25 protein-coding genes are annotated in these 26,619 nt (G+C 70.2%); 15 read left to right on the forward strand and 10 right to left on the reverse strand.

The genetic code is table 11. From position 1 onward, the window contains the following. Positions 1 to 34 precede the first annotated feature (34 nt). The 12 genes from ACTJI8_RS09490 to ACTJI8_RS09545 all read left to right on the forward strand — a co-directional run bounded on the left by ACTJI8_RS09490 (position 35) and on the right by ACTJI8_RS09545 (position 12,668). Positions 35 to 4,546, forward strand: a complete 4,512-nt coding sequence (locus ACTJI8_RS09490; protein WP_440733173.1) for an FtsK/SpoIIIE domain-containing protein — start codon at positions 35 to 37, stop codon at positions 4,544 to 4,546. Continuing rightward, the gene (locus ACTJI8_RS09495; protein WP_440733174.1) at positions 4,543 to 5,631 is read left to right on the forward strand and encodes a hypothetical protein; all 1,089 of its coding nucleotides are present in this window, start codon (positions 4,543 to 4,545) and stop codon (positions 5,629 to 5,631) included. The genes ACTJI8_RS09490 and ACTJI8_RS09495 overlap by 4 nt, the downstream gene beginning before the upstream one ends. Positions 5,632 to 5,735: 104 nt before the next feature. After that, positions 5,736 to 6,041, forward strand: coding sequence for a hypothetical protein (locus ACTJI8_RS09500; protein ID WP_440733175.1), 306 nt, complete (start codon positions 5,736 to 5,738; stop codon positions 6,039 to 6,041). Next, on the forward strand, positions 6,041 to 7,243 hold the full coding sequence (locus ACTJI8_RS09505) for a hypothetical protein (protein WP_440733176.1): 1,203 nt from the start codon (positions 6,041 to 6,043) through the stop codon (positions 7,241 to 7,243). Before ACTJI8_RS09500 ends, ACTJI8_RS09505 begins: the two co-directional genes overlap by 1 nt. Before the next feature lie 60 nt (positions 7,244 to 7,303). Then, complete coding sequence (locus ACTJI8_RS09510) at positions 7,304 to 7,921, forward strand: hypothetical protein (protein ID WP_440733177.1); 618 nt, start codon at positions 7,304 to 7,306, stop codon at positions 7,919 to 7,921. Continuing rightward, positions 7,921 to 8,562 carry a hypothetical protein gene (locus tag ACTJI8_RS09515; RefSeq protein WP_440733178.1) on the forward strand — a complete coding sequence of 214 codons (642 nt, stop codon included), beginning with the start codon at positions 7,921 to 7,923 and terminating at the stop codon, positions 8,560 to 8,562. Before ACTJI8_RS09510 ends, ACTJI8_RS09515 begins: the two co-directional genes overlap by 1 nt. 102 nt (positions 8,563 to 8,664) lie before the next feature. Further along, a complete protein-coding gene (locus ACTJI8_RS09520) occupies positions 8,665 to 9,276 on the forward strand; it encodes a hypothetical protein (protein ID WP_440733179.1) in 612 nt (203 codons plus the stop codon). 212 nt (positions 9,277 to 9,488) lie between these two features. After that, the gene (locus tag ACTJI8_RS09525; RefSeq protein WP_440733180.1) at positions 9,489 to 9,677 is read left to right on the forward strand and encodes a hypothetical protein; all 189 of its coding nucleotides are present in this window, start codon (positions 9,489 to 9,491) and stop codon (positions 9,675 to 9,677) included. Continuing rightward, positions 9,674 to 9,955 carry a hypothetical protein gene (locus ACTJI8_RS09530; protein ID WP_440733181.1) on the forward strand — a complete coding sequence of 94 codons (282 nt, stop codon included), beginning with the start codon at positions 9,674 to 9,676 and terminating at the stop codon, positions 9,953 to 9,955. The genes ACTJI8_RS09525 and ACTJI8_RS09530 overlap by 4 nt, the downstream gene beginning before the upstream one ends. Before the next feature lie 3 nt (positions 9,956 to 9,958). Further along, the gene (locus ACTJI8_RS09535) at positions 9,959 to 11,518 is read left to right on the forward strand and encodes an EI24 domain-containing protein (protein ID WP_440733182.1); all 1,560 of its coding nucleotides are present in this window, start codon (positions 9,959 to 9,961) and stop codon (positions 11,516 to 11,518) included. 62 nt (positions 11,519 to 11,580) lie between these two features. After that, positions 11,581 to 12,015, forward strand: coding sequence for a hypothetical protein (locus tag ACTJI8_RS09540; protein WP_440733183.1), 435 nt, complete (start codon positions 11,581 to 11,583; stop codon positions 12,013 to 12,015). Continuing rightward, a complete protein-coding gene (locus ACTJI8_RS09545; RefSeq protein WP_440733184.1) occupies positions 12,012 to 12,668 on the forward strand; it encodes a hypothetical protein in 657 nt (218 codons plus the stop codon). Before ACTJI8_RS09540 ends, ACTJI8_RS09545 begins: the two co-directional genes overlap by 4 nt. A gap of 12 nt (positions 12,669 to 12,680) precedes the next feature. On the opposite strand, the gene ACTJI8_RS09550 is transcribed toward ACTJI8_RS09545, so the two are convergent. Further along, positions 12,681 to 13,166: a recombinase family protein gene (locus ACTJI8_RS09550; protein WP_440733185.1), complete on the reverse strand. Its 486-nt coding sequence runs from the start codon at positions 13,164 to 13,166 to the stop codon at positions 12,681 to 12,683. 133 nt (positions 13,167 to 13,299) lie between these two features. Here ACTJI8_RS09550 and ACTJI8_RS09555 point away from each other — a divergent pair, with 133 nt between their 5' ends. Then, positions 13,300 to 14,340 (forward strand): NAD(P)-dependent alcohol dehydrogenase, encoded by a 1,041-nt coding sequence (locus ACTJI8_RS09555; RefSeq protein ID WP_440733186.1) that lies wholly within the window; start codon positions 13,300 to 13,302, stop codon positions 14,338 to 14,340. Between the two features lie 26 nt (positions 14,341 to 14,366). Here the strand turns inward: ACTJI8_RS09555 and ACTJI8_RS09560 are convergent, their stop codons facing one another. Beyond that, a complete protein-coding gene (locus ACTJI8_RS09560; RefSeq protein ID WP_440733187.1) occupies positions 14,367 to 15,359 on the reverse strand; it encodes a malate dehydrogenase in 993 nt (330 codons plus the stop codon). A gap of 85 nt (positions 15,360 to 15,444) precedes the next feature. Here ACTJI8_RS09560 and ypfJ point away from each other — a divergent pair, with 85 nt between their 5' ends. Beyond that, entirely contained in the window at positions 15,445 to 16,332 is an 888-nt protein-coding gene (ypfJ, locus tag ACTJI8_RS09565) for a KPN_02809 family neutral zinc metallopeptidase (protein WP_440733188.1), read from the forward strand. A 166-nt stretch (positions 16,333 to 16,498) separates the two neighbouring features. Here the strand turns inward: ypfJ and ACTJI8_RS09570 are convergent, their stop codons facing one another. The 3 genes from ACTJI8_RS09570 to ACTJI8_RS09580 form a co-directional block, all read right to left on the reverse strand. Further along, positions 16,499 to 18,223 carry an aldehyde dehydrogenase family protein gene (locus ACTJI8_RS09570; RefSeq protein WP_440733189.1) on the reverse strand — a complete coding sequence of 575 codons (1,725 nt, stop codon included), beginning with the start codon at positions 18,221 to 18,223 and terminating at the stop codon, positions 16,499 to 16,501. Positions 18,224 to 18,318: 95 nt separating this feature from the next. Beyond that, complete coding sequence (locus tag ACTJI8_RS09575; RefSeq protein WP_440733190.1) at positions 18,319 to 19,689, reverse strand: MFS transporter; 1,371 nt, start codon at positions 19,687 to 19,689, stop codon at positions 18,319 to 18,321. Positions 19,690 to 19,756: 67 nt separating this feature from the next. Next, positions 19,757 to 20,020 (reverse strand): glutaredoxin family protein, encoded by a 264-nt coding sequence (locus ACTJI8_RS09580; protein WP_440733191.1) that lies wholly within the window; start codon positions 20,018 to 20,020, stop codon positions 19,757 to 19,759. 171 nt (positions 20,021 to 20,191) lie between these two features. Between ACTJI8_RS09580 and ACTJI8_RS09585 the strand changes: the two genes are divergently transcribed. After that, positions 20,192 to 21,361 (forward strand): glycosyltransferase, encoded by a 1,170-nt coding sequence (locus ACTJI8_RS09585; RefSeq protein WP_440733192.1) that lies wholly within the window; start codon positions 20,192 to 20,194, stop codon positions 21,359 to 21,361. 54 nt (positions 21,362 to 21,415) lie between these two features. Here the strand turns inward: ACTJI8_RS09585 and ACTJI8_RS09590 are convergent, their stop codons facing one another. The 5 genes from ACTJI8_RS09590 to ACTJI8_RS09610 form a co-directional block, all read right to left on the reverse strand. Further along, the gene (locus tag ACTJI8_RS09590; RefSeq protein ID WP_440733193.1) at positions 21,416 to 22,579 is read right to left on the reverse strand and encodes a polysaccharide deacetylase family protein; all 1,164 of its coding nucleotides are present in this window, start codon (positions 22,577 to 22,579) and stop codon (positions 21,416 to 21,418) included. Between the two features lie 56 nt (positions 22,580 to 22,635). Then, on the reverse strand, positions 22,636 to 23,259 hold the full coding sequence (locus ACTJI8_RS09595; protein WP_440733194.1) for a response regulator transcription factor: 624 nt from the start codon (positions 23,257 to 23,259) through the stop codon (positions 22,636 to 22,638). Then, positions 23,256 to 24,269 (reverse strand): sensor histidine kinase, encoded by a 1,014-nt coding sequence (locus ACTJI8_RS09600; RefSeq protein ID WP_440733195.1) that lies wholly within the window; start codon positions 24,267 to 24,269, stop codon positions 23,256 to 23,258. The genes ACTJI8_RS09595 and ACTJI8_RS09600 overlap by 4 nt, the downstream gene beginning before the upstream one ends. 195 nt (positions 24,270 to 24,464) lie before the next feature. After that, positions 24,465 to 25,283 (reverse strand): ABC transporter permease, encoded by an 819-nt coding sequence (locus ACTJI8_RS09605; protein WP_440733196.1) that lies wholly within the window; start codon positions 25,281 to 25,283, stop codon positions 24,465 to 24,467. 1 nt (position 25,284) lies between these two features. Further along, entirely contained in the window at positions 25,285 to 26,250 is a 966-nt protein-coding gene (locus ACTJI8_RS09610; RefSeq protein ID WP_440733197.1) for an ABC transporter ATP-binding protein, read from the reverse strand. Positions 26,251 to 26,619 lie beyond the last annotated feature (369 nt).

The following is a 26,619-nucleotide window of genomic DNA, read 5'->3' on the forward strand; positions in this document are numbered from 1 at the left end:
CGACAGCGCGCGAGCGCCGCCCGGAGGATCACCGATGAAGGTCAAGCTCACCCTGCGCCGTCCCGGTGCGCCGCTCACCGACATCGTCGTCACCGCCGACTCCACCGCCACGGTCGCCGACGTCGCGCACCACATCGCCACGACGGATCCGCTGCGCTCGATCCGCGTCGCGCACGGCGAGACGCTCACGCTCTCGGTCGCACCCCCCACGAGCGAGCGCCTGGTGACGCTCAACCCCGACCTCGCGATCGGCGACGCCCCGGTCGGATCCGGCTTCCTCGCCGAGATCGTGAACCTCGGCGCCGACCGGATCGCGACCGGCACCGCCGGCGCCCGTCCCGCCGCGCACCTGCGGGTGCTGTCCGGACCGGCCGCAGGCCAGGAGTTCTCCCTGCCGATCGGTCATTTCGTGATCGGTCGCGAGGCCTCCGCCGACGTGCACCTCGCCGATCCCCTCGTCTCCAAGAAGCACGCCCGCATCGAGGTCGCCGGGACGTTCGTCGAGCTCGTCGACCTGAACTCCGCGAACGGCATCCTGGTCGACGGAGGCCTGGTGCAGCGCCTGAGGGTGATCCCCGGTCAGCCGTTCACCCTCGGCGACAGCGAGATCGTGGTGCGCCTCGTGGGCGACTTCGACGGCAGCGCCGCGGATCAGGATCCGGTTCTCGAGCGCGGCGGTGCGCTGCTGTTCAACCGCAGCCCGCGCGTCGAGGAGCGCTTCGCCGGCGAGGACGTCGACGAACCGCGCTACCCGCGGGACCAGGTGCAGCGGCTGTTCCCGTGGCCCATGCTGGTCGCGCCGATCCTGCTCGCGGTGACCATGTGGGCGTTCACCGGACGCAGCCTCTCGCTGCTCATGGCGGCGGCGAGCCCGATGATGATGTTCGGCAACTTCATCTCGCAGAAGACCAACCTCGGCCAGCGCCTGCGCAAGGAGGCCGAGATCTTCGAGGACCAGTTCGAGCGCCTCGAGGAGAAGCTCTACCACGCCCGTCCGCGCGAGCACGCGGTGCGCAACAACGAGGTCCCCGCGGTCGCGGTCGTCTTCGACGAGGCCATGAAGCTCGGACCCCTGCTGTGGACCCGCCGTCCGGAGCACTGGAACTTCCTCGCCGTGCGCCTGGGCACCTGCTCCGACCTGTCCCGGACGACGATCAGTCGCACCGAGGCGGCCGAGGCGCTGCCCGAGTTCGTGGAGCGCGTCGACAGGCTCGAGGAGCGCTACCGCATCATCGAGGACGTGCCGATCCTGGAGTCGCTGCAGAGCGTGGGATCCATCGGCGTCGCCGGCCCCACCTCGGTCGCGGGCGACGCGCTGCGGGGTCTCGCCGTGCAGCTGTTCGGCATGCACTCCCCGAACGAGCTCGTCGCCGTCGCGCTCACCGAGCCCGGATGGGCGAACGAGCTGGACTGGCTGACCTGGCTGCCGCACACCTCGAGCGAGCGCAACCCGTTCAAGGAGATGGCGCTGGCCGACTCCGCGTCCACCGGCACGGCGTTGTTGAACGGCCTCGAGGAGATCGTGATGCGCCGGTCCACCGCGACCGCGGCGTTGCGTCCGCCGTACGGCGACGACTGGGACCCCACCCGCTACGGCACCGACGTCAAGCGCGCGGCCGAGGAGTCGACATTCGCGGGGCAGGCCGCAGTGGTCGTCATCGTCACGAACGACGCTCCCGTCGACCGCGCCCGGCTCACCCAGATCCTCGAGCGCGGCGCCGATGTCGGCGTGTACGCGCTGTTCGTCGCCCCCGTCGTCGAGGCTCTTCCGGCCGCCTGCCGCAGCTTCATCGATGTGTCGGCCGGACTCGAGCACGCCAGAGTCGGTACGGTCCGCAGCGGCGTGAGCTACCCCGACGTGATGGTCGAAGGTGTCTCGCACGCCTACATGACCATGTTCGCGAAGCGCCTCGCCCCGGTCGTCGACGCCTCCACCGTCGTGGAGGACTCCTCCGACATCCCGAACTCCGTCATGTTCCTCTCGCTGGTCGGATCCGAGACGGCGTCGGATCCGACCGCGGTGATCGACCGCTGGCGGCAGAACAACACGATCCTCGACCGCTCGGGCGCGCCGCAGTCGCGCCTGAAGAAGGCGGGCAACCTGCGCGCCATCATCGGCCAGGCGCAGACCGATGCGATGACCCTCGACCTGCGCACCCAGGGCCCGCACGCCCTCGTCGGCGGCACCACGGGCGCGGGCAAGAGCGAGTTCCTGCAGGCGTGGGTGCTCGGCATGGCGGCCGCGCACAGCCCCGACCGGGTGACGTTCCTGTTCGTCGACTACAAGGGCGGATCCGCATTCGCCGACTGCGTCGACCTTCCGCACACCGTGGGGCTGGTCACCGACCTCAGCCCGCACCTCGTCCGGCGTGCGCTCACGAGCCTCCGCGCCGAGCTGCACCACCGCGAGCACCTGTTCAACCGCAAGAAGGCGAAGGATCTGCTCGAGCTCGAGAAGCGCCGCGACCCGGACACCCCGCCGGCGCTCGTTCTCGTGATCGACGAGTTCGCCGCACTTGCGGGCGAGGTGCCGGAGTTCGTCGACGGTGTGGTCGACATCGCCCAGCGCGGTCGCTCGCTCGGCATCCACCTGATCATGGCGACTCAGCGCCCCGCCGGCGTCATCAAGGACAACCTGCGCGCCAACACCAACCTGCGCGTGGCGCTGCGCATGGCCGACGAGTCCGACTCGAAGGACGTCGTGGACGACGCCGTCGCCGCGTCATTCCCGCCGTCGATCCCGGGCCGCGGCATCGCGAAGACCGGTCCGGGACGCCTCGTGCCGTTCCAGTCCGCCTACGCCGGCGGCTGGTCCACCGACGAGGTGCAGGTGGCCGACGTGCGGGTGGCCGAGCTGCGGTTCGGATCCACCCAGCTCTGGGAGCCGGACCAGGAGCCCGAGTCGGACAGCCATGACGAGGACCTCGGGCCCAACGACCAGAAGCGCATCGTGGCGACGCTCGTGGCGGCGGCGCAGCAGGCCGGGATCCCCGCACCGCGCCGGCCGTGGCTCGACGACCTCGAGCACGCGGTCGACATCCGCGACCTGCCGACCCTCGGCGATGGGCAGATCCTGCTCGGCAAGACCGACGTGCCCTCCCGCCAGCTGCAGGAGCCGACGTACTTCGTGCCCGACCGGGACGGCTCGCTGCTCGTGTACGGCACGAGCGGTGCGGGCAAGTCGACCGTGCTGCGCACCCTCGCGATCGCGGCAGGATCGGACGCGGCCACGAACGTCGAGGTGTACGCCCTGGACTTCGGATCCGGCGCGCTCAAGAGCCTGGAGATCCTGCCGCAGGTCGGATCCGTGATCTCCGGCGACGACGCGGAGCGCGTGCAGCGCATCCTGCGTTCGCTCGCCCGGGTGCTCGACGACCGCGGCAAGCGGTTCAGCGCCGCGAACGCCGCGAGCCTCACGGAGTACCGCGAGCTCACCGGCATCGACGAACCGCGCATCCTGTTCCTGCTCGACGGGTTCCCGCAGTTCCGCAGCGAGTGGGAGTCGACCACGGCGCGGATGCCGTTCTACCAGACGTTCATGCGCATCCTCGGCGAGGGCCGCCCGCTCGGCGTGCACGTGATCGCGACCGCCGACCGCTCCGGTTCGGTGCCCACCGCGGTCAGCGCGAACGTCTCGCGCAAGGTCGTGCTGCGCCTGAGCGACGAGTCGGGCTACGCCATGCTGAACGCCCCGAAGGATGTGCTCGACGAGCGCTCCGCCCCGGGCCGGGCGATCGTGGACGGTCTCGAGACGCAGATCGCGACCCTCGGCGGCACCCCGAACGTGGCCGAGCAGACCAAACTGCTGGAGGCGATGGCGGCAGCCCTGCGCGCGGCAGGGGCGCGCGAGGTCGCCGAGATCGGCTCGCTGCCGACCCGGCTCGCGGTCTCGGCATTGCCGGATCGCATCGGCGAGTTCCCGGTGCTGGGTGTCGCGGAGGACACGCTGTCGGCACGCGAGTTCGACCCCATCGGCACATTCCTCGTGGCGGGCCCCCCGCTGTCGGGCAAGACCACGGCGCTCAAGGGCATCATCACCGCGATGCGCCGCTTCGACCCGGAGGTCAAGCTGTTCCACTTCGGCGGACGCCGGTCGCAGCTCAAGGACTACGCCGACTGGACCCGCAGCGCCACCACGCCGGAGGCCGCCAAGGAGCTCGCCGCGGAGCTGGCCGAGCTCGCCGGCGACGAGTCGATGCCGGTGCGCCTGCTCGTCGTCGTCGAGGACGTGCCGCAGTTCGCGGACACCCCGGCCGAGCGCGACATGAAGGCGCTGTTCCAGGCGATCAACCGCAGCGACCACCTGCTGATCGGCGATCTCGACGTGACCCAGGCCACGAGCGGATTCGGCTACATCGGCGACTTCAAGGCGGGTCGCAAGGGAATCGTGCTCAAGCCCGACGCCTTCGACGGCGACGCCGTGTTCAAGGTGCCGTTCCCGAAGGTCAAGCGCACCGACTTCCCCGAGGGCCGCGGCATCTTCGTGCAGGCGGGCCGCCAGGTCATCGTGCAGCTGCCGCTGGTGGAGGAGGAGACGCTCGCATGAGCGACATGAAGACGTTCGATGTGTCGGCGCTGACGGATCCGATCCCATCCGGGGCGGTGAAGGCCGAGGCGAGCGAGCGGCTGCGCGGGGAATCCGGTGCGAGCGCCGAGACGCGCATGACGGTCGGCGCGGTCGTGCGCAGCGTGGTGCTTCTGATCGGCGCCGCGGTGCTGGCGGGATTGTTCGTGCGACTCGTGCAGCTGCTCTTCGGCGCCTACGAGTTCACGCCTTCGACCGTCGTGATCGCGCTGCTCATGGTCGTTCCCCTCGTCGTGATGAGGGTGCGCGGCCTTTCGCAGTCGCGCCGCGACCTCGATCGGGGATGGTATCGGCTGCGACGTTTCGCCGAGGCGAACGGGCTCACCCACACCATCCGCGTCTCCGACCCGACGCACCCCGCCGCCGTGTTCACGGCCGGGACCGACCGGGTCTCCAGTGACGTGGTGCGCGGATCCGTCCCCTCCGCCCTCGGCGGCCGTGCCTTCGAGGTGGGCAACCACGGATTCGACACCTGGGCGGCGCGCGCCCGCCTTCCGCACGAGCTCGACTACGTGATGCTGCCGCTGCGCGCGCCGTCACCGGCGTTCACCATCATCGACCTGTCGCACGTGCGGGCTCGTCCGCCGTGGGAGCCCGCGGCAGGACAGCAGCCCGTCGCACTCGGCGACGGGTTCGACGAACGTTTCGAGACACGGTGTCCGCCGGAAGCGCAGGACGCGGTGCGTGCCGTGCTGACACCGCCCGTGCGTGCGGCGCTGACGCGGCTCGTCGCCGGGGCGGAGGTCGGCGTGGATCTCGAGGTCGTCGAAGGATCCTTGTACGTCGTCGTGCGCCGGAGCCTGCCGATCACCGATCCGACGTACTGGGAGTGGGTGGAGGATCTCGCACGGCTCGTCGACGAGCAGCTGGATCAGCGCTCCGACGCCGCCGCGTCCCTGCGCGTGGGCGAGGAGGATCCGCAGCGGGCCGCACGTCGCGCCCGGCTGCTCGGCCGCGTGCGCGGCGGGCGTCAGGTGGCGGTCGGCTGCCTCTTACCGTTGCTGTTCGGCGCCGTCGCGGCAGCGGTCAGCGTGATGTGGCGGTGACAGCAGCGCAGCGGTGACCGGCCCGCGGCATGGGGAGTGCTCCCCATCGCGAGGGGCCGCGCCGCCGGGATAGGTTCGAACGGTAGCAAGGGATCGGAGGGCCCATGGGCGACGGAGTGAAGGTCAAGTACAGCGAGCTGGAGCCGCTGCAGAAGGCGCTGACCGACATCATCACGGAGTTCGACGAGGCGGGATCCCGCCGCAACGCGCTCCAGGACGCGGTCGGCGAGCCGTACGGCGAGCGCAAGCTGCACGACGCGGCCCGTGACTTCGAGGGGCGCTGGGACGACCGCCGCAAGGCGCTCAAGGACAACTGCAAGACCGTGCAGGAGCACCTCGACGCCGTCATCAAGGGCTTCAAGGACTGGGACAAGCAGGCCGCCGACAAGTTCGACAAGAAGGGGTCCTGATGACGTACTACGAGGCGATGCCCGCGTTCTCGCCCGCGCACCACCGTCTCGGCCACATCGACGGCGACGTCGGTGCGATCCGCCAGCGCGGCACCGATCTCACCACTCTCGCGACCGAGATGACCACGTCGTCGAAGCTGCTGCAGAGCCTCGTCGAGGACGGTTCCGACATGAAGGGCGAGGCGATCGACAAGCTCGCCTCGAGCGCGAAGGACGTCTACGCCGAGCTGGGCAGGGCCGCCGAGCTGTACCACGCGGTGGCGCCGTACATCTCCGGCTATGCGACGGATCTGGAGACCGCCAAGAACGCGATCGACCCGATCCTCGGGGATCTGGTCGAGCTGTGGCAGACCTACCTGCACAAGCAGGGGGACGCGATGGATGCGCACGCCGCGCAGCCGAAGTATCCGACCGGGGACGACGCGAACGATGAGACTCTGCGCCAGCAGGCGGAGGACAAGCAGCACGATGCGGCGACTGCGGCGGCCGGGCTCGCGACCTCCGCGCGTCAGGCCTGGACGGATCGGGCGAAGGACTTCGACAAGGAGTGGGACACCTGGCACGGCGCGTTCATGCACGCCGCGAACGGGATCCACGACGACATGTCGGGCAAGATCAAGGACTCCTGGGATGACGACATGCGGGGCTTCCTGCAGTGGGCGTCCGACTTCCTCGCCGTCGCCGGCATGGTGCTCGCCGTGCTCGCGATCGTCGTGGGCGGTCCGATCATCGCCGCCCTCGCCGCGGTGGTCGCGATCGCGACCCTCGTGGTGGCCGTCGCCCGCCTGGCGCGCGGTGAGGGAAGCGTGCTCGATGTCGTGTTCGGCGTGATCGGCGTCATACCCGTGCTCGGACCCGCAGCCAAGTTCCTTCGCGGGCCGGCGGCCGCGCTGCACGAAGCGGAGTTCGGCGCCGATCTCCTCCGGCTCACCGGGCGCGGGGCGACGAGCGTGCGCGGATGGGCATCGGGACTCAACGGCCTCGAGGGACTGACCGCCACAGAGCGCGTCGGCGACTTCTGCGCGAAGCTCTTCACGGGCAAGGGGGCGTCCGAACTCCTCGAGATCGAGGGCGGGCTGAAGACGCTCGACATGGTCGGCAACGTCTTCGCATCGCATTTCGCGATCGCGGGGGGCATCAAGGACAGCGCCGGTGGGGCCTGGGGAGGCGCGTTCGCTCCGGGCCAGAACCCGTTCGGATGACCGCAGCACACGCCGTGGGTACGACGCGGCGCACGCCCGTGTGCGCGAGAGGATGATCCGATGAACAGTCTGCGCGCCGAGCTGGTCGGCGAGACCGGAACCGTGATCCCGCCCTATCGCATGCTCATCCCCGCGGGTTGGGAGGCGCACGATCTGAGCGCGGCCACCGAAGGCGACCTGCTCGGACGCGCCGATGCACGGCTGCGGTCCGTGGGCAACACAGCACTCGGGCCGTTGCTGCGTGATCAGGTGCGCGATGTGTTCACGCAGCTGCGCGCACGCGGCGGCTTCGCCTACGCCTTCCCGGGGGAGGCCTCGCCGACCTGGGCGATCGGGGCGGCCAGCCTCGTCGGCACCAAGCGCACGGCGACGCCCGAGCTCACCCTCGACCAGATCGTGCAGTACGCGATCGTTCACCACGCTGCCGAGCCGATCGGCGACGACCACCGCATCGTCCGCTGGACCGAGCGCAAGCGGGTGACCGTCGACGGTGAGGACGCGACGACGCTGCTCATCACCTACCTCATCCCGATCCCCGGATCACGCCGCACCGAAGCCGTGCAGTGGACGGTGACCGTGGCGCACGATGCCGACATGCCGGACGACCACCCGAGCCTCATCGCCTGGCGAACCCTGTTCGACGTGCACGTGGCGAGTTTCGCCTGGCTGGAGCAGTGATGCAGATCACGATCGCCTACGACGAGGACCGCAGCATCCCGGTCCCGGTGCTGCCCGTCGCGGAACGCGCCACCTGGGCCGAGCAGACGGCTGCCGCGTTCGCAGCCCGCGTCGGCGGCGGCGATCAGCTTCGGCAGGGCGTCGCGAGCGCGCTCGACCGGCTCACGGCGCTCGCCGACGACGACTCGCGCCTGCTTCTGCTGATCGGAGCGGACGGTGCCATGCTCGCCCCGCTGCTGCTGTTCGTCGTACCGCACGAGCTGGATGAACGCGAGCAAGCCGACTTCCTCTGGCAGCCCTCCGCCCTCCTGCCGCCCACGCCGACCGTCATCACCACGACGCACCTCGGCACCGGCTTCTCCTCGGGCCTCGCCCAGCGCGAAGACGGCGCGGACTTCTCGACCCGGCGCTGGTTGTTCTTCGGATCCGGCATGACGGTGGCCGCGCTGCTCGGCCCGGTCGCGCCTCTCGGACTCGGCCTCGTGGAGGCCATCGCCGACGCCCTGCTGGCGGAGTCCTGGGTGGAGGGCTTCGTGCCCCGCGAGGACGTCGCCAAGGCTCAGCGTCTCGATGCGCTCGCCTCACCGGCTCAGGAGGGGTGGCGGCTCGGCGCAGCGTCCGGCGGTGCGACAGCTGGCTGACATGCGCCGCGCGCGCCGGCAGAAGCGGCGGGATCCGAGGCGTCGTGAAGGATCGGCGGCGGTCGAAGGCATCGATCGCCCACTCATCCCGGCGCTCGCGTCATGAAGCCGGTCGTCCGTCTTCTCGGCGAGGATGCGGAGGTGCGCGCCGTCGGGCGTGAAGCCGTGCAGACGCTGCAAGGCACCGACGGTGCATCCGACCTGTTCGCTGCGGTGGGCGACCTGCACCGGCGCCGGCGGCAGCAGGTCGCTGCACGGGCGGCCTCAGCTTCCCGCGCCCGAGCCGTGGCGACCGCGGAGCGCACTCCGCAGACGTCCGCTCGCGTCTGGCGCTGGATCTGGGCGGCGCTCGTCGCCGCGGGCCTCATCGCCGCCCTCGTGCTCGTCGTCGAGTTCGGCCCCGCCGATCGCAAGAACGCGTTCAGCGACCCGCAACTGAGCGCCACGATCGCTCTCATCGCGGGTGCCGCGGCGGCGGCGCTCCTGCTCGTCGTCGCGCTCCGCGAGCTGCGCCGCATCGCCGAACGGCTGGCCGCCACGAAGGCGTCGGCCGCGATGCAGCAGGACTGGCAGCGACGGCTCGATCGGCTCGCCGAGAAGGGCGCGCCGTCTGCCACGATCGCCCAGGCCAGGACCATGACGCCGTCCGCCTGGCTCGCCTGGCTCGGCTACGACGGCGAGATCGAGATCCGTTCGGTGCTGCCGCGGAGCTGACCGCGCCCGATGGGGAGTTGTCCCCATCGACGGGGTCGTCGAGGGGTTGTTAGGTTCGTCCTGTCGGGCCGGAGGGGCCCTGTCGAAACGACGACCGGGGGTGGATGATGGCCGATCTCGGTGCGTCTTCTGACACCTGCCGCGAGATGCTTCCACGGACCGGCCGGCTTCGGCCGGTCCCCTGCGCTACTCCGTGATGAAGGAGTCACACGATGTCGGAAGAGGCGCTGAAGGCCGCACGAGATGGACTGCACGTGCGCGTGCCAGCCTCGTTGGCGGACGCCGCGGCTCTGCGCGCCGAGGTGAGGGCGGCCGATGCCGCTCTCGGCGCCTGGCTGCGCTCGGTCGGGGCCGGGCGTGCGGCGCGAGCAGACCTGCGGGACGAGGCGGCCGCACGATGACCGACGTCAGGATGGATCTCGCGCGGCTGGAGTCGACCGCGCACACGGCCAAGGGGCTCGCGACGACCTTCGATAGGGCTGAGGAGTTCGCGGACGATCTCGGCGGCCTCACCGGGCACGACGGCCTCGCCGACAAGATCGAGGATTTCGGCGGCAAGTGGGACATCGCGCGCGAGGACCTGCGCGACAACCTGCGCTCGCAGGCCGACTTCATGCAGGCGATCGTCGACACGTTCCGCGACCTGGACACGAAGATGGCACAGGACGGGGAGAAGTAGAGCATGAGCGTGCTTCCCGGCCATCCGGCCGAGCTGACGTCCCGCGCCGCAAGTCTCGTGGCGTCGGCCGAGGTGATCCTCGGCGTCATCCACGAGCTGCGCGGCATCGTCGAAGACGACGAGGGGAAGGCCGTCAAGGCCCTCTACGCGCAGAATGAGCAGATCTCCTCGGATCTGGAGAGGATCCATCCCCGCTACAAGGGGACAGCGGAAGCGATCACCGAGTACGCCGTCGCGCTCACCGCGGCGCACGAGGATGCGCACCGCGCGCAGGACGACCTCGACGAGGCGCTGGTCGCGCAGGGACGCGCCGACCGCACGCTGGAGGACCTCAACGACCGGGTGAAGGCTGCTGACGAGCCTTCGCCTTCTCTCACCGATCAGGTCCCCGGCGCACGGCGCGCTGCGAACGACGCCGGTGCTGCCGTCGGATCCGCCCGTGCGCGGATCGATGCCGCCCGCGAAGCGATGAACCGCGCCGCCGAGACGGCGATCCGCAGGATCGATGCGGCGATCGACTCCACGAATGAGGGGTTCTGGGACAAGGTCGGCGACTTCTTTTCCGACATCGGAGACTTCCTGGCGGGCATCGCCGACTGGATCGGTGACTTCCTCCAGGACGTCGTCAACCTGCTTCAGAAGATCGCGGACACGATCGTGGCGATCCTGGGAGCGCTCCTCGTGCTCCTCCTCATCGTGGCGATCGGGGCGCTGTTCGGAACGATCGGCCTCATCATCGGAGCGGTGATCGCCGTCGCGCTCGCGGCGTTCCTCATCTGGAGCGTGCTGTCCGACGTGCTGAAGGACACCCCGAAGGTGAGTGAGACCGACCCGTACGCCCACCCGGAGGACAGGCCGAAGGACCCGACTCTGGCGACGGTGCTGGACGGAACGGGCGAGGTCGACGAACTCGGCAAGGAGACCGACACGGTCGTGAAGATCACCAAGGTGCTCGGCCCCGACGGCTGGTACTACACCGTCACCCTGCCGAGCACCCAGGAGTGGCTGTCGCGGTTCGGCGACCAGGGGGCGGTGAACGACCTGGACAGCAACCTGGCACTGATGCTGACGCCTGCGCTGCAGACGCAGTACGAGCGGGCGGTGCTGGAGGCGATGGATCAGGCGGGGATCAGCCCCGACGACCCGGTCATGCTCGTCGGGTTCAGCCAGGGCGGGATCATGGCGGGCCATCTCGCGGCGTACAACTCCGACTTCAACTGGCAGGCGGTGGTGGTCTCGGGAGCCCCTATCGACCACATGCCCATCCCGGACTCGGTGGACGTCGTCTCGGTGCAGCACAACGGCGACCCCGTGCCGCGCCTGGATGCCATCGCCGGCGACTTCGACAGCATCCCGCACGGATCGAACTGGACGACGATCCGTGTCGATCCGCCGGAGCCGAACCCGGTTCTGGGCGTCGACGCGGGCGCCCACAACGCCGACGACTATTCGACCACCTACGAGCAGCATCTCGCCGAGGTGCAGGCGGCCCACCCCGATCTCGCGAACTTCTTCGCTGAGAATGGGTACGTGGACACCTCCTACTACCACTGGAGCGAATGATGATGAGGGGACAGGGCGCCGGGAGGCGCGGTCTGGTCGCCGTCCTGCTGGCAGGATCACTGATGGGCGGTGCGCTGGTGGGTTGCAGCGTCGTGCCGCAGAGCCCCGAGCATTCAGAGGAGACGACGGTGGACTACGGAGGCGTGGCGGACGCGGTGACCAGGGCGGTGCCGAGAGTCGTGGAGGTGCGCGACTCCTCTCGATCCCGCAACGGCTTCGGATACCGGTTCAGTGCGGGACTCGTCACGGACTCCGCCGAACCCCTCACCCCGGCGGAGCTGGATGCGGTCGTCGAGGCGATCTGGCAGCGGCTGCCCTGGGAGCCGAACACGATCAAGCTGACCGCGGGAGCGGATACCGACGCGGGCCACGAGGTCGTCGATCTGCGGGCCGCCGCGGACGCCCTGGATCCGCTGAGGGTGCGAGACGCAGGCCAGGCCGGCGTCTCCCTGACCGGAATGGCTTCCCGCTATGGAGCCTGGACGGCGCCCGAGTGAATGACCGCCGCCTGCGTTTCCGTCTCCCCGGGCGCTGGTACTCCGTCGATCTGTCCCGCACGGACGCCACCACGGCATCCATCCGCCGGATCGCGAAGGACGCCGTCGGCGCGGCCGATGATCGCGCCCCGGAGCGGCGACGCGTGCGGAGTCAGCTGGGCGACGCCGTCGCCGCGGGCGCGGAGGGCGACGTGCGCGCCATCATGTTCTCCACCGAGATCGCGCCGGGCGCGCCGCTGCCGGTGACCCTGCTCGTCTTCGAGCCGGCCGACCTGCGGATGAGTCCCGCGATCGGCACCGCACCGCGGGCGGTGCTGGCGGTGATGGCGGAGGCCTTGAAGCAGCTCGATCCCGTGGCGCACGCCTCGATGGTCGAGGTGCGCGGTCCGGGAGGTCCTGCGTTGCGCACGCACCGCGTCGAAGAGGTCGTGGGCGGTGAGGAGGACGGCATCTCCCGCCTCGTCGCCGACTACTGGGTTCCGGTTCCCGGGACCAAGCAGATGCTGATGGTGCGGTTCTCCACGCCTCTGGGTGACCTGGAGAACATGATGTGCGCGCTGTTCGACGAGTTCATCGCGGTGTCGTACTTCAGTGACGAGCGACCGGATTCGCTCCGCGAGCAGCTCGTCGGCGGGAGCGCGCGGGGACGCTGACGCGCGCTGCGCTCAGCGGCCGGCGTCGGCCAGGTGGCGGGCGTCGTGGCTGAGCACCTTCACCATCACGCCGTGCCGGCGCAGGGCCGCGACGGTGCGCGCCTCTTCGTCGATGTCGCGGCCGAGGGCGTGGATGTTCGCCACGACCAGCACATCGCCCGGTCGGAGGGTGTCGATGAGTCGGCCGATGCGATCCGTCCAGCTCTCCAGGATGTCCGGGGCGGGGTGGCGGAACCCCTCGATCGGCACGCCGAAGCGGGTGAGGTCGTCGCGCTGCTGCACCACGGAGGGCATGCCGTCGCGGGCGACGACGAGGCCGACCAGACGGGACCCGTCGGGCTTGGCCGACCACCAGTCGCGGTTCTGCTGCAGCTCGGTGAAGCACTTAGGGCACTCCGCGGCCGCGTGCGGAAGGTGCAGCGGGCTGGTGAGGGCCGCATCGAGCGGCGCACCCGTGGTGCCATCCGCATCGCCGCGCGCGTGCGTGGTCGATTCCATGTGATCCGCCTCTCCGTGTCTATTGTGCCTTCTCCCACGGACATCGGCGTCCGCAGGCGAAGGCGGATCGAGCTGCGCCATCACCGAGCGGGGTACGCTCGCACTGTCCCACCCCGGAGCACTGAGGAGCGCCATGCCCATCGTCGCCGCCTACGCCGCACCGAGCGAGGGTGCGCCCCTCGTCTCGACCACGATCGAGCGCCGTGAGCCCGGTCCGCTCGACGTGGTGATCGACATCGCATACGCGGGCATCTGCCACTCCGACATCCACACGGTGCAGGGGGACTGGGGGCCGCAGCATTACCCGCTGGCCCCGGGCCACGAGATCGCCGGAACGGTCGCCGCCGTGGGATCCGACGTCACGCGTTTCGCCGTGGGCGACCGCGTGGGGGTCGGCTGCCTGGTGAACTCCTGCGGCGAGTGCGCCGCGTGCCTGCGCGGCGAGGAGCAGTACTGCACCGGCGGCGCCGTCGGCACCTATGGTGCGACGGACCGCGACGGCACCATCACCCAGGGCGGCTACTCCCGGCAGGTCGTCGTCACCGAGGCGTTCGTGCTGCGGATCCCGGATGCGATCCCGCTCGACCGTGCGGCGCCGCTGCTCTGCGCGGGCATCACGACGTACTCTCCGCTGCGGCACTGGAAGGTCGGCCCTGGCGCCCGCGTCGCCGTCGTGGGCCTGGGCGGGCTCGGACACATGGCGGTCCAGATCGCGCACGCCCTGGGCGCCGAGGTCACGGTGCTCTCGCAGTCGCTGCGCAAGAAGGACGAGGGGATCCGGCTCGGCGCCGACCGCTACCTCGCGACGTCGGATCCGGAGACGTTCTCCGGGAACCGCCTCGCCTTCGATCTGATCCTGAACACGGTGAGCGCCCCGCTGCCCCTCGACGACTACCTGCGTCTGCTCGACACCAACGGCACGCTCGTCTGCGTCGGCGCGCCGCCGGAGCCGATGTCGGTCTCGATCAACCAGCTGCTCGGGCGCCGCCGCTCGCTCGCCGGGTCCGCGATCGGCGGCATCGCCGAGACCCAGGAGATGCTCGACTTCTGCGCCGAGCACGGCCTCGCCGCGGAGATCGAGCTCATCGACGCCGCCGGCATCAACGACGCCTATGCGCGCGTGCTCGCCAGCGACGTGAAGTTCCGCTTCGTGATCGACGTCGCGACGATCTGACGCTCGCCGGCTGGATCAACCCGAGGCTAGATCAACCCCAGCGCGCGCACTGCGTCGCGCTCCTCGACGAGCTCGGCGACCGAGCGATCGATGCGCTCGCGGGCCCACGCATCGGGGTCCAGGCCATCGACGATCCGCCATTCGCCGTCGACGGCGCGCACCGGGAACGAACTGATCAGGCCCTCCGGCACGCCGTACTCGCCGTGCGAGACGACGGCGGCGCTGGTGCGCCGCTCGCCGGCGCCGAGCGCCCAGTCGCGCACGTGGTCGATGGTCGCGTTCGCCGCGGAGGCGACCGAGGAGGATCCGCGCACCTGGATGATCTCGGCGCCGCGCTTCGCGACCCGCGGGATGAACGTGCTCTCGAGCCACGCGCGCACATCGCCGGTCTGCTCGGCGAGCGCCTCCCACACGGGGCGCCCCGCGACCGTGGCGTGCGCGACATCGGGGAACTGCGTGGCGGAGTGGTTGCCCCAGATCGCGACGCCGGCGATGTCGGCGACGGGGGCGTCCAGAGCCGCCGCGAGCTGACCCCGCGCGCGGTTCTCGTCGAGCCGGGTGAGAGCGCTGAAGCGCTCCGCGGGCACGCCGTCGGCGGTGGCCGCTGCGATGAGTGCATTCGTGTTCGCGGGGTTTCCGACGACCGTGACCCGCACGCCTGAGGCGGCATGGGCGGCGATCGCGGAGCCCTGCGGTCCGAAGATCGAGCCGTTGGCGGCGAGCAGGTCGCCGCGCTCCATACCGGGGCCGCGCGGGCGCGCGCCGACGAGCAGCGCGTGGTCGGCGCCGTCGAAGCCCACCGCGGGATCGTCGGTCACCTCGACGTGCTCGAGCAGCCCGAACGCGCCGTCCTGCAGCTCGAGCGCGGCGCCCTCGGCGGCCGCGATCCCGGCCGGGATCTCGAGCAGCCGCAGCCGCACCTTCTCGTCGGGGCCGAGCATGTCGCCGGCCGCGATCCGGAACAGCAGCGCGTAGCCGATCTGCCCGCCGGCTCCGGTCAGAGTCACCGTGGTGGTCACTTTCAGCCCCTTTCGGTCGCGGACGCGACGCACAGTGCGAGCCTATGCCTCGCCGTCAGGGCACGGACCGTGGAAAACTGTGCTCATGACCTTCAACCCGGATGCCGATGTCTCAGACAACAAGGTGCAGCGGCGCAGTGGCGGTCGCACGGCGGCGATCGCCGGCGGCGGCGTCGTCGGCCTCGGTGCGGTCGTCGTGCTGCTGATCAGCGCCTTCACCGGCGTCGACCTCTCCGGCCTCCTCGGCGGCGGGACGGACACGTCGCAGAGCCAGCAGCAGGGCGGATCCACGGACGGATCGGTGCAGAGCTGCAACACCGGCACCGACGCGAACAACAGCGTGGACTGCCGTGTGGCCGCCGTCTCCCTGGTGCTGAACGAGTACTGGGCGAAGCATGTGAAGGGCTATGTCGACCCGGGCCAGGTCAACGTCGACGGCGCGACCTCGACGCCGTGCGGCACGGCATCGAACGACGTAGGCCCGTTCTACTGTCCCTCGGACCAGACCGTCTACATCGATCCCACGTTCTTCCAGCTGCTCAAGCAGCAGTTCGGCGCCGAGGCGGGCGACCTGGCCCAGGTCTATGTCGTGGCCCACGAGTACGGCCACCACATCCAGAACATCACCGGCACGATGTCGAAGTACCCGAACAACGGCACCGGCCCCACGAGCAACGGCGTGCGCACCGAGCTGCAGGCCGACTGCTACGCGGGCGCCTTCATCGCCGACATGACGCAGGAGAAGGACAAGAACGGCGTCGCCTACATGAAGACGCCGACGGATGCCCAGATCAAGGACGCGCTGAACGCGGCGGCCGCTGTCGGCGACGACCACATCCAGCAGCAGTCCGCGGGCTACACGAACCCGGAGAGCTGGACGCACGGATCCAGCAAGCAGCGCGACTACTGGTTCGCGAACGGCTACAAGAACGGCCTCGGCCAGTGCGACACCTTCTCGGTGGCCACGCCGTAGGACCACGCGGTCGTTGAGCGAGCGCTCTTTCTCTCCCCCGGGGTCGTTGAGCGAGCGGAGCGAGACGAAACGTGGCGCTCTCGTGAGGTCACCGCGTTTCGTCTCGGTCGCGCTGCGCGCGTCCTCGCTCAACGTCCATGGGGGAGGGCGGCGGCTCGTTCCCTCGCTATGCCCGCATCGCCTGCACGAGCGTGCGCACCAGCGCGAGAACGCCGCCCTGGGCGCGGAACCGGGTCAGGCCCTCGCTGACCTCGGCCGCGGTGCGGGACGAGGCGAACCACGGCGGCTTCGGCAGGATCGTGAACCGGCCGCCGTCGCGCACGATCGACGCCGCCCGGGGGAACGGCCGGAACGGCCCGCGCACCACGGAGCGCTCGACGTCGGCCAGCAGCAGGGCGTTGTGCACGACGCCGAGCCCGCTGCCGACATCGGCGATCGTGTTGCCCGGGAAGGCGCCCCAGGTCACGGTGGGGGTGATGAAGCCGAACGCGGTCCAGGTGTTGATAGCGATGGATCCGTAGTGCAGCGCGGTGATGGCCCGCTCGAAGCCGGCGCCGAGCGACGCCTCCGTGGTCGGGTCGATCAGCACGTTCGCGCCGAGCGTGCCCTGCAGCTTCTCGTTCGCGTGCACGACGGCGGCGTCCAGGAACGCCTGCCCCACGCCGGGCAGCTGCTCCACGCCCAGCACCGGAGCGAAGTACTCGGTCTGCTCCAGGGCGGTGGCGTCGTCGCCCTCCCCCAGCTCGACGAGCAGCCGGTCCGCAAGCACGAGGGCGTCGGGGTAGGCCTCGGTCGCCTGCGCCATCCGCTCGTCCGACCGCGGGTACCAGATGGGGCGCTCCGGGGCGAGGGCGTAGGCGCGGCGCAGCTCGATCAGAAACTGGTCCTTCTGCGCCCAATCGCTGGACAGGATCACGACCTGGCCCGCGATGCAGTTGTGTCCGCCGTTCTGCAGGCGCATCGTGGCGACGTGCTCGGCCTGGAATCGCAGATCCGCGGCGCTCCATTCGCCGGGCACGACGATGATCGGCGAGACGCCGCCGAGCTCGGCCGTGATCGGCTTCTTCAGCACAGGGCGGTTCTCCCGCTTGCGGCGCTTGGCCTGCGGCCCCGTGCCCCACACGATCGCGTCGAAGGTGGGGGCGGATCCGGTGATGTGCACGTGCGCGAAGGCGTCGTGCCCGGTGAGGAACGCACCGACGTCGCCGGCGCCCCGGACGATCCGCAGGAAGCCGGGGGCGATGAGCGGAGCGAGGGCCTTCTCGAACACCGGCACGAGGGCATCCTGGGTCGGGTTGACCTTGAGCAGCACGACCCGATCGTGCGCGAGCAGTTCGTAGAGCACGTCGAGCACCGGGATCGAGGTGACGTTGCCGGCGCCGAGCACGAGGCCGATGCCGCCGTCGCCGGGCTGCGGGGAGCGCTGGGCGAGGCCGGCACGCGCCCTGGCGTCGCCCGGCGTGACCCCGGGGGTGAGCCAGACCTCTCCGGTGAACCCCGACAGCAGCAGCTTGTCGATGCCCAGGAGCGGGAAGGCGTGCACGCGGGTCTGCCCGCTCGCGGTGCGGTCGACCCCGATCCCGTCCAGCGGGTTGCGGCCGTGCGCGATCCGGTCGAGCGTCTCGATGTAGGCGTCCACCGCGCCGAGCGTCGCGTAGGGGCCGCTCAGCCACTCCTCGCCGCGCAGCGGGTGGTCGTCGGTCAGCTGCTTGGAACGGGCCGCGGCGCGCGCCCATGCGCGGGCGTTCGCGGCGACGGTGCGCCGCACCCCGCGCAGCAGCGTGACGCGCTGGCCGACGGTGAGGGCCGACCAGGCGGCGGATCCCTTCTTCAGATCGGCGATCGCGCTCTCGATCGGTGCGCGGACGTCGTCGGCGAGGGTGTCTGACATCGGGATCTCCTTCGGCGCGGTCTGGCTTCAGCGTACGCGCTCGGTGTGGGACTCAGTCTCAGCGATCGAGGTCGTCGATGTCTCGCGGATCCCGGTCACACGTCGTCGATGTCGCTGCGGCGGAGCCGGTAGCGGGCCAGGGTCGCGAGGCTCAGCACCATGAGCACGGCCGGCACGATGCTGAAGATCAGCACGATCCCGGCGACCGCGCTGCCGGGCTGCCCGACGACGCCTGCGTCACCGGCCGTGCGCGAGACGTATCCGGTGGCCGCCAGCACGACGGCGACGATCGTGGTGCCGAGCGCGAAGCCCACGGTCTCCGACGCCGTCCACATGCCGGTGAACGTGCCGGCGTTGCCCGGACCGCTGTCGCGCTCGTCGTGCGAGATGACATCGGGCAGCATCGCCATCGGCAGGGTCTGCATGCCCGCGTATGCGATCCCGGCGATCGCGACCGAGGCGTAGATCCAGGATCCGGGAGCCCACAGGGCGATGACGATCGAGGCGGAGGCGACCAGGAAGATCGTGGAGGAGATCCGGAACGCGCGCTCCTTGCCGGTCCGGCGCGACAGCCGATCCCAGACCGGGGTCGCGATCACCGCCGGTGCCACCAGCGCGACGAACAGCAGCGTGACGGCGCTCTCGGAGCGCATCACCCAGGTCGCCACGTACTGGGCTCCGGCCAGCATGGTGCCGGTGGCGAGCGCCTGCAGCAGGTAGGTGCCGAGCAGCGCGCGGAACGGCTGTGAGCGGCGCACGGCCGCGAACCCCGCGGCGTACTGCGCGCGGATCCCGACGTGCTCGACGGCCGCGGGGACGGCCACGGCATCGTCGGCCGTGCGTGCGGCGATGAGCATGCCGACGCCGATCACGATGCCCGCCACCACGCCCATCACGAGGTAGCCGGTGACCGGGTCGCCCGTGATGCGGCGCAGCTCGGGTCCGCCGCCGCCGAACAGCAGGATCGTGACGGTGAGCACGATCACGCGCCAGCTGAGCAGCCGGGTGCGCTCGTCGTAGCTCGAGGTGAGCTCGGCCGGCAGCGCGATGTAAGGCACCTGGAACAGGCTGAACGCGGTGGCCGTGGCGAGGAACGCCACCAGCACGCAGATCACGCCGGCGACCGGGCCGAACGCCGGGGGCACGGCGAACGTGAGGGCGAAGAACACCGGCAGGGTGAATGCCCCGATGAGCATGAACCGCTTGCGGCTGCCGGTGCGGATGAGGCTGCGATCGGACCAGGCGCCGATCACGGGGTCGATCACGACGTCCCAGATCTTCGCCAGGGTGACGATCGTGCCGGCGACGATCGCGGCCACACCCAGGTTGTCGGTGAGGAAGTACGCGAGCACCAGTCCGGGCAGAGTGGCGAAGCCTCCGGTGCCGAGTGAGCCGATCGCGTACCGGGCGATCGTGCGGGCAGGAAGGCGCGTGGGGGCTCGCTCGGCGCGAGCGGCGGTGCTCATGCGCGCCAGTGTATCGGCGTCCTTCGTCTCGCCCCGGCTCGCTCAGGAACCGAGCCGAAGGACGGGATCAGATCAGCGACAGCTCGCGCAGCTTGGCCTCGACATCCGCGTTCGACGGCTCGACGTGGTGCGACGAGTCGGGGTACACGACCACGGGGATGTTCGTGCGGCCGGAGATCTCCTTGGCGACGTCGGCAGCAGCGGGATCCTCGACCAGGTCGACGTAGGTGTACTCGATGCCGAGTGCGTCGAGCTGCTTCTTCGTGCGGATGCAGTCCCGGCACCAGTCGGCGCCGAACATGGTGATGGTGTCAGAGGAGGGGGTGGTCATGATTCCAGGGTACGGCGGATTCGAGGGGTCGGGCTCGGTGCGAGGCGAGGGCCGTGTGCCCGTCGTTCACCGCCCGTTAGCCTGGATGGGAGAGGGTGCCTGACGGGAAACGCGCAGGTTCCGCATGGTTTCGCGTGGGACCATGGCGGGCAGGCGTACGGAGGGAGAGGCATGGGCGACATGTCGGCGGGGGAGATCATCCCCGGAGCGACGGTCATCATTCCGACCTTCAACGAGCGCGATAACATCGCCGCTCTCGTCTCGCGCGTCTCCGACGCGGCGTCCGACCGCGACGTCGAGATCCTGTTCGTCGACGACAGCTCGGACGACACCCCGGACGTGATCCGGCGGATCGCGGCCGACGCGCCGGTGCCCGTGCGGCTGCTGCACCGCGACAAGCCGGTCGGCGGCCTCGGCGGCGCCGTGGTCGAAGGGATCCGGTCCGCGTCCTACGACATCTGCATCGTCATGGACGGCGATCTGCAGCACCCGCCGGAGCTGCTGCCCGAGATGATCGAGCGCTTCGAGGAGGGCGACGCCGACGTCGTCGTCGCCTCGCGCTACATCGGCGGCGGCGACAACGGGGGCCTCGCCGGCGCGGTGCGCGTCGGCGTCTCACGCAGCGCGACCCTGCTGACCAAGGCGATGTTCCCGATCCGGCTCTCCGGCGCCTCGGATCCGATGACCGGCTTCTTCCTCGTCGACCGGCGTCGGATCGATCCCGCGGCGCTGCGTCCGAACGGCTTCAAGATCCTGCTGGAGATCCTGGTGCGCTCGGATGTGCGCATCGCCGAGGTGCCGATGGAATTCGGCGAGCGGCTGCACGGCCAGTCCAAGGCGTCGTTCGTGCAGGGGATGCAGTTCCTCAAGCACCTCGCCCGGCTGCGCTTCGGCAAGATGTCGCTGTTCGCGATCATCGGCGGTGTGGGCGCGCTGGCGAACCTCGCCATCATGTGGGCGCTCACGCACCTGGGCGTGGAGTACGTCTGGGCGGCGATCATCGCCGCCGAGGTGACGATCATCGGCAACTTCCTGCTGCAGGAGCGCTACGTCTTCAACGACATGCGTGGTGACGCCGCAGCGATCGGCGTGCGCTTCGCCCAGTCGTTCACGTTCAACAACGTCGAGGCGGCCGTGCGGATCCCGGTGCTCGCCCTCATGGTCGAGACCTGGCACATCTCCAGCATCCTCGCGGCGGCGATCACGCTGATCGCGGCGTTCTTCGTGCGCTTCCTGTTCCACTCCCTCGTGGTCTACGCGCCGCGCCGTTCCGTGCGCCAGGTTCGCAAGGCCGAGGAGCGTCGCGTGCGACTCGAGGCGGAGACCGCCGCCGCGGAGTGACACCTCGGCAGGGTTCGCCGGCACGGGGTCTCCCGTAGCCCGAACCCGGATCCGTCAGCCGATGTTGTTCTTCAGGCCGTTGACGGTGTCGCCGTAGTTGATCCGGACCACCGGCAGCTCCAGCTTGTTCGTGCCGATGTGCACGTAGCCGAAGTCGATCGTGCGCGCGAGCAGGAAGCCGGCCTTGGCCACGCCCTGCTCGGCGGTCGCGTTGTAGTGACCGTAGGGATAGGCGATGACTTCCTTCGCGCCGAGGACCTTGGCCGACTCCTCCAGATCGGCGGCGACCTCGTCGGCCGACAGGTTCACCATCCGCCCCTTGCCGTTGTCGCCTGCGCGGTGCATGTCATTGGTGTGCGAGCGCTGCAGGACGTAGGGGGAGGGCGATCCGTCCTTGCGCTCACCCGTGATCACGAACGAGGTAGTCAGCAGCTTCCGCTCGGTCACGACCGGCACCGCGAGCTGCAACCAGGTCGGATCCGCATCGTCGTCGGTGATGATGAGCGAGTGCTGCGGCAGGAACAGCTTGCCGTCGATGAAGGCGTTCAGCTCGTCCCACGTGGGCATGTAGAACTTCTGCGAGGCGACGTAGTCCATCTGCGCCTTGAAGTCCTCGATGTACACGTAGTTGTTGCGCAGCCAGTTGTCCTCGCCCTCGGGCTTGGTCGTGAACTGGTGGTACATCAGGATCGGGATCTTCGCGGCGGTGGCGGTGTTCTGCTCGGGCGTCGTCCAGGCGGCGTGGAGCGTGCGCTGGTGATCGGTGCACGTGGTCAGTTGCGAGCCGTTCACGCGGTCGGTCTGGGCCTGGGCCTGCGCCGCCTCCGGCGTCGGATACCAGCCGGCGAACACGGATCCGGCTCGCTCGGGGATGGGCAGTCCCGTGAACAGCACGCCTTCGGTCTGCAGCATCGGGGGGTGGTCGATCCCGTCGCCGGCGAAAGACACGGCGCAGGCCTTCGCGGGGTCGGCGGCGGTCTTCAGCAGCGCCTGCACCGGGGAGAGCGACGTCGGCTTCGGCGTCGGCGTGCTGGCCGCTCCGGTCGTCGCCGCCTTCGGGCCATCGCCGCCGGCGAAGGCACGCACGGCGATCGACGTGACGACCGCGATCAGAGCCACGGCGAGCACGGCGATCAGGGCGACGACGAGTCGACGACGGCGGATCACCGCGGGCGAGGGTCGCGACGAGCGCGACGAAGCAGATGATCCTCCGGTCATGGTGCTGAGTGTAAGGGATCGTCGGGTAAGGATCCTGAAGCGATGAGGGGAGGCCGTCAGAGCAGCCAGCCGCGCTCCTGCGCGATCCGCGCCGCGTCGGCCCTCGTGCGGGCCTCGAGCTTCTGCATCGCGGAGGACAGGTGGTTCCTCGTCGTGCCCTCGGACAGATGCAGTGAGCGGGCCACGTCCGAGATCGTCCCGCCGTCACGGGCGGCTGCCAGCACCTCGGTCTCGCGTGGTGTCAACGGCGACGGTCCGGCGGTGAGCGCATCCGTGGCGAGGGCCGCGTCGATCACGGTCTCTCCGCGCATCACGCGGCGAACGACATCGGCGAGTTCGGATGCGGGGGTGTCCTTGACCACGTATCCGGCGACTCCCGCGGACAGGGCTCGGGACAGGTAGCCGGCGCGTCCGAACGTGGTGACGATCACGATCCGCACCCCGGGCAGGGCCTGACGCAGCTGCGCCGCGGCGGTGAGTCCGTCGATTCCGGGCATCTCGACGTCCAGCAGTGCGACGTCGGGCTGGTGCTCCCGCGCGGCGTCGAGCACCTCGTCGCCGCGGCCGACCTGGGCGGTCACAACGAGGTCGTCCTCCAGGCCGAGCAGGGTCGCCAGCGCCCCGCGCACGAGCGCCTGGTCGTCGGCGAGCAGGATGCGGATCGGCTCATGCGTCGTCATGCGGTGACCTCCAGGAGGAACCCGCCGTGACGGGAGCGGCCGATCGTGAGGGCACCGCCCGCGTCGGCCGCACGCTCGGCGAGCCCGTGCAGGCCCGTGCCGGCGGGGTCGTCCGCACGGCGCGGCGCGGGACCCACGCCGTCGTCCTCGACCGTGATGCGCGCGGGGTTCAGCGTCACCCAGCAGTTCGTCGCGCCGGCATGGCGGATCACGTTCGTGACGGCCTCGCGCAGGGCCCAGCCGAACAGCTCTCGGTTGCGCTCCGGCACCTCGTCCGTGGTCGAGGGGAGGTGCGCCGTGATGCCCGCGGCGGGCAACAGCGTCCGCAGCGAGGCGAGTTCGCTCGCGATCCGCACCTGGCGGTAGCCGGAGACGACGGCGCGCATGTCGCCGAGCGTCGCGCGGGCGAGGGTCTGCACCTCGTGGATCTCCGCCGCCGCCGCGGCCGGATCCCGGTCGGCGAGCTTGGCGGCCAGATCCGCCTTCAGGGCGATCGCGGACAGCGAGTGGCCGAGGATGTCGTGCATGTCGCGGGCGACGCGGTTGCGCTCCTCCTCGACGGCGACGACGGCGAGCTCGTTCTGGGTGCGGCGCAGCTGCGCCAGCGTCTGCAGATTGCGCGTGAAGGCGGACATCAGGGTGCCGATGGAGAGGATGATGAGCGGCATCGTCCAGGGCGGGGTGTTCGTGGGCTGCAGGGCGCCGTCGATGAGGTTGATCACGAGCGCCGCCGCCGAGACCACCAGCACCGCGATCATCGCCCGGCCGCTGCCGCCGAGGCAGAGCGCGGCCGAGACGGCGACGTAGGTCCAGAGTCCGGAGAGGTCGGGGCCGAGGACGAGGATGAACGGCAGCGACAGCAGCAGGAGGCCGGCGGGCGGGGCCCAGCGCCAGCGATCCGGGAGCGCCATCGCGACGGGGAACGACACCGTGAACAGCGCGCCGTAGACGACCACCCCGAGACCCCAGAACCAGGATCCGGGGGCGGGGACCTGGGTGAGGATCGGCACCAGGATGAAGCCGACGATGAACAGCTGGCTGATCAGCGCGCCCGGGTACCAGCGCTTGGCGCCCGGGGCGCCGAGCGTGAGGCGCAGCCGCGGCCACCCGGCGGTGCCGTCCAGCGGTGGCGCGTCCAGGAAGCCGCCCTCACCGATGCCGAAGCGCCCCAGGAAGCCGAACCGGCGCGGGTGCTGTCCGTCACGTCAGACGCGCTTGGTGTCGCGGCGGAACATCAGCACGGCCAGTGCCGTGAAGATGACGAGCCACGCGATGAGGTTCGGCACGGCCCAGCCGTTGGGGGTGACCCCGACCACGGCCGACTGGGAGAGCTCCGCGATGCCCCAGAGCGGAGTGAACCTGGCGCCGATCTGCACCGCCTCGGGCATGACCGCGAGCGGGACGAACAGGCCACCCATGAAGCTCAGGATCGGCAGGATCGGGCCGAGGTAGCGCATCGCGTTCTGCGCGGGGAAGGCGTATCCGACCGCGAGTCCGAGGCTGGTCAGCATGAGCGAGCTCAGCCAGGCGAGAACGCCGGCCGCGATCAGGTTGCCGAGCGGGGCGGTGATGCCGAGCGCGGCGCCGACGATCAGCGTGACGAGCACGGCGATGCCGCCGAGAACCAGTCCGCAGATCACCTTGACGAGGATGTAGACGACCGGGTTGAGCGGCGTGAGGCGCAACTGCCTGCTCCAGCCCTGGGCGCGCTCTGCGGCGACGGAGACACCGGTCATGGTGCTCGCGACCATCGCGCCGTACACGGCCATGGAGATCATGATCGGCACGGCGGCGGACATGCCGCCCTGGCTGACCGGGACGTTCGTGATCGCCGTGTTCTTGTTCGGGAGCCCGATCATGACCAGCATCGCGATCGGGAAGATGAGCGTGAACACGACCACGCTGGAGTTGCGGAACAGGCGCTTGAGCTCGACGCCGAGGAAGGTGAGGCTGAAGCCGCCCATCGGCGGTACGCGGCGGGTGGACGGATCGATCCGGTCCAGGCGCTCGGTGGCGGTGGTCATGTCATTCCCCTTCCGTGTCGTCGCCGGGTTCGTCGGCGGAGGTGAGCCGCAGGAACGCCTGCTCCAGGTTCTGGCTGGTGATCGTGATGTCGTGCGCGCTGGTGCGCGTCAGCAGGTGGCGGGCGATCGCGTCGGAGTCGTTCGCACGGATGATGATGCGCGGGCCCCGCACCTCAACGGAGTCGACGCCTTCCAGCGCCGCGATCTCGGCCTGGCCGGATCCGGAAGCCTCATCCCACTCCGCCTCGATGGTGCGGCCGGAGGCCATCGCCTTGATCTCGGCGGTGGTGCCATCGGCGACGATGCGGCCCTTGCGGATCAGCACGATCCGGTCGGCGTACTGGTCGGCCTCTTCGAGGTAGTGCGTGGCGAAAAGCACGGTGCGGCCGCGCTGGGCGTCGGCGTGGATCGCCTGCCAGAACGAGTGCCGGCCCTCCACGTCCATGCCGGTGGTCGGCTCGTCGAGGACGATGAGCCCCGGATCCGAGACCAGGGCCATTGCGAAGCGGAGCCGCTGCTGCTGGCCGCCCGAGCACTTCTGCACCTTGCGGTCGGCGATGTCGGCGATGCCGGCCCGTTCGAGCGCGGCATCGATGCTCGTGGTGTGCGTGAACAGCGAGGCGGTGAGCTTCATGGTGTCGCGCACCGTGACGTCGCTGAGCAGGCCGCCGGTCTGCATGACCGCGGAGACCAGGCCGCGCCCGATCGCCTGGCGCGGGGTCAGGCCGAACAGCGACACCTGGCCTCCATCGGGCTGCGAGAGGCCGAGGAGCATGTCGATCGTGGTGGTCTTGCCGGCGCCGTTCGGGCCGAGGAAGGCCACGACCTCGCCCTGGCGGACCGACAGGTCAACGCCGTCCACGGCGGTGAAGCCGCGGAAGCGCTTGGTGAGCCCGGTCGCGGTGATCGCAGCGTGCGGCGCGGAGGGGGCCTGGATGACGGACTGCACCGTCTGGGTTTCGCTCATGATGTCGCCTCGTTCATGTCATCCAGTCTGCTCCGCGTGCTGCGCGGCGCACGATGAACGATGTCATGGATCCGCTATGACATCCGTCACAGGGGTCGGTCGCGGGGGTTGGCTTGCCGGGGCCTTGTGATCCGCTCACGTGAACAGCTTGCGCCGGCGTCAGGACGGCGAAGGTTCGGGATCCGGCTTCGGTCATTCAGAACGGCGATGGTTCGGGACCGGCTCCGGTCGTTCAGAACCGCGGGTCTGCGGTGGGCAGCAGATGCGGGGTGTCGGCGACTCTTGCTCAGAACGGCGCGTTCGCGTCGGGTGGTGGATCCGGTTCGTCGATGGTGAAGGTGACGGGTGCGGGTGGTTTGTCGATGTAGG

Origin of the sequence: Microbacterium sp. 22303, from assembly GCF_052045265.1 — a bacterium.
Classification (GTDB): Bacteria; Actinomycetota; Actinomycetes; order Actinomycetales; family Microbacteriaceae; genus Microbacterium.

Coding starts and splice junctions, on each gene's coding strand:
- ACTJI8_RS09490 (WP_440733173.1), top strand. CDS start 35: ATGAAGGTCAAGCTCACCCTGCGCCGTCCCGGTGCGCCGCTCACCGAC.
- ACTJI8_RS09495 (WP_440733174.1), top strand. CDS start 4,543: ATGAGCGACATGAAGACGTTCGATGTGTCGGCGCTGACGGATCCGATC.
- ACTJI8_RS09500 (WP_440733175.1), top strand. CDS start 5,736: ATGGGCGACGGAGTGAAGGTCAAGTACAGCGAGCTGGAGCCGCTGCAG.
- ACTJI8_RS09505 (WP_440733176.1), top strand. CDS start 6,041: ATGACGTACTACGAGGCGATGCCCGCGTTCTCGCCCGCGCACCACCGT.
- ACTJI8_RS09510 (WP_440733177.1), top strand. CDS start 7,304: ATGAACAGTCTGCGCGCCGAGCTGGTCGGCGAGACCGGAACCGTGATC.
- ACTJI8_RS09515 (WP_440733178.1), top strand. CDS start 7,921: ATGCAGATCACGATCGCCTACGACGAGGACCGCAGCATCCCGGTCCCG.
- ACTJI8_RS09520 (WP_440733179.1), top strand. CDS start 8,665: ATGAAGCCGGTCGTCCGTCTTCTCGGCGAGGATGCGGAGGTGCGCGCC.
- ACTJI8_RS09525 (WP_440733180.1), top strand. CDS start 9,489: ATGTCGGAAGAGGCGCTGAAGGCCGCACGAGATGGACTGCACGTGCGC.
- ACTJI8_RS09530 (WP_440733181.1), top strand. CDS start 9,674: ATGACCGACGTCAGGATGGATCTCGCGCGGCTGGAGTCGACCGCGCAC.
- ACTJI8_RS09535 (WP_440733182.1), top strand. CDS start 9,959: ATGAGCGTGCTTCCCGGCCATCCGGCCGAGCTGACGTCCCGCGCCGCA.
- ACTJI8_RS09540 (WP_440733183.1), top strand. CDS start 11,581: ATGGGCGGTGCGCTGGTGGGTTGCAGCGTCGTGCCGCAGAGCCCCGAG.
- ACTJI8_RS09550 (WP_440733185.1), bottom strand. CDS start 13,166: ATGGAATCGACCACGCACGCGCGCGGCGATGCGGATGGCACCACGGGT.
- ACTJI8_RS09555 (WP_440733186.1), top strand. CDS start 13,300: ATGCCCATCGTCGCCGCCTACGCCGCACCGAGCGAGGGTGCGCCCCTC.
- ypfJ (WP_440733188.1), top strand. CDS start 15,445: ATGACCTTCAACCCGGATGCCGATGTCTCAGACAACAAGGTGCAGCGG.
- ACTJI8_RS09570 (WP_440733189.1), bottom strand. CDS start 18,223: ATGTCAGACACCCTCGCCGACGACGTCCGCGCACCGATCGAGAGCGCG.
- ACTJI8_RS09575 (WP_440733190.1), bottom strand. CDS start 19,689: ATGAGCACCGCCGCTCGCGCCGAGCGAGCCCCCACGCGCCTTCCTGCC.
- ACTJI8_RS09580 (WP_440733191.1), bottom strand. CDS start 20,020: ATGACCACCCCCTCCTCTGACACCATCACCATGTTCGGCGCCGACTGG.
- ACTJI8_RS09585 (WP_440733192.1), top strand. CDS start 20,192: ATGGGCGACATGTCGGCGGGGGAGATCATCCCCGGAGCGACGGTCATC.
- ACTJI8_RS09590 (WP_440733193.1), bottom strand. CDS start 22,579: ATGACCGGAGGATCATCTGCTTCGTCGCGCTCGTCGCGACCCTCGCCC.
- ACTJI8_RS09595 (WP_440733194.1), bottom strand. CDS start 23,259: ATGACGACGCATGAGCCGATCCGCATCCTGCTCGCCGACGACCAGGCG.
- ACTJI8_RS09605 (WP_440733196.1), bottom strand. CDS start 25,283: ATGACCACCGCCACCGAGCGCCTGGACCGGATCGATCCGTCCACCCGC.
- ACTJI8_RS09610 (WP_440733197.1), bottom strand. CDS start 26,250: ATGAGCGAAACCCAGACGGTGCAGTCCGTCATCCAGGCCCCCTCCGCG.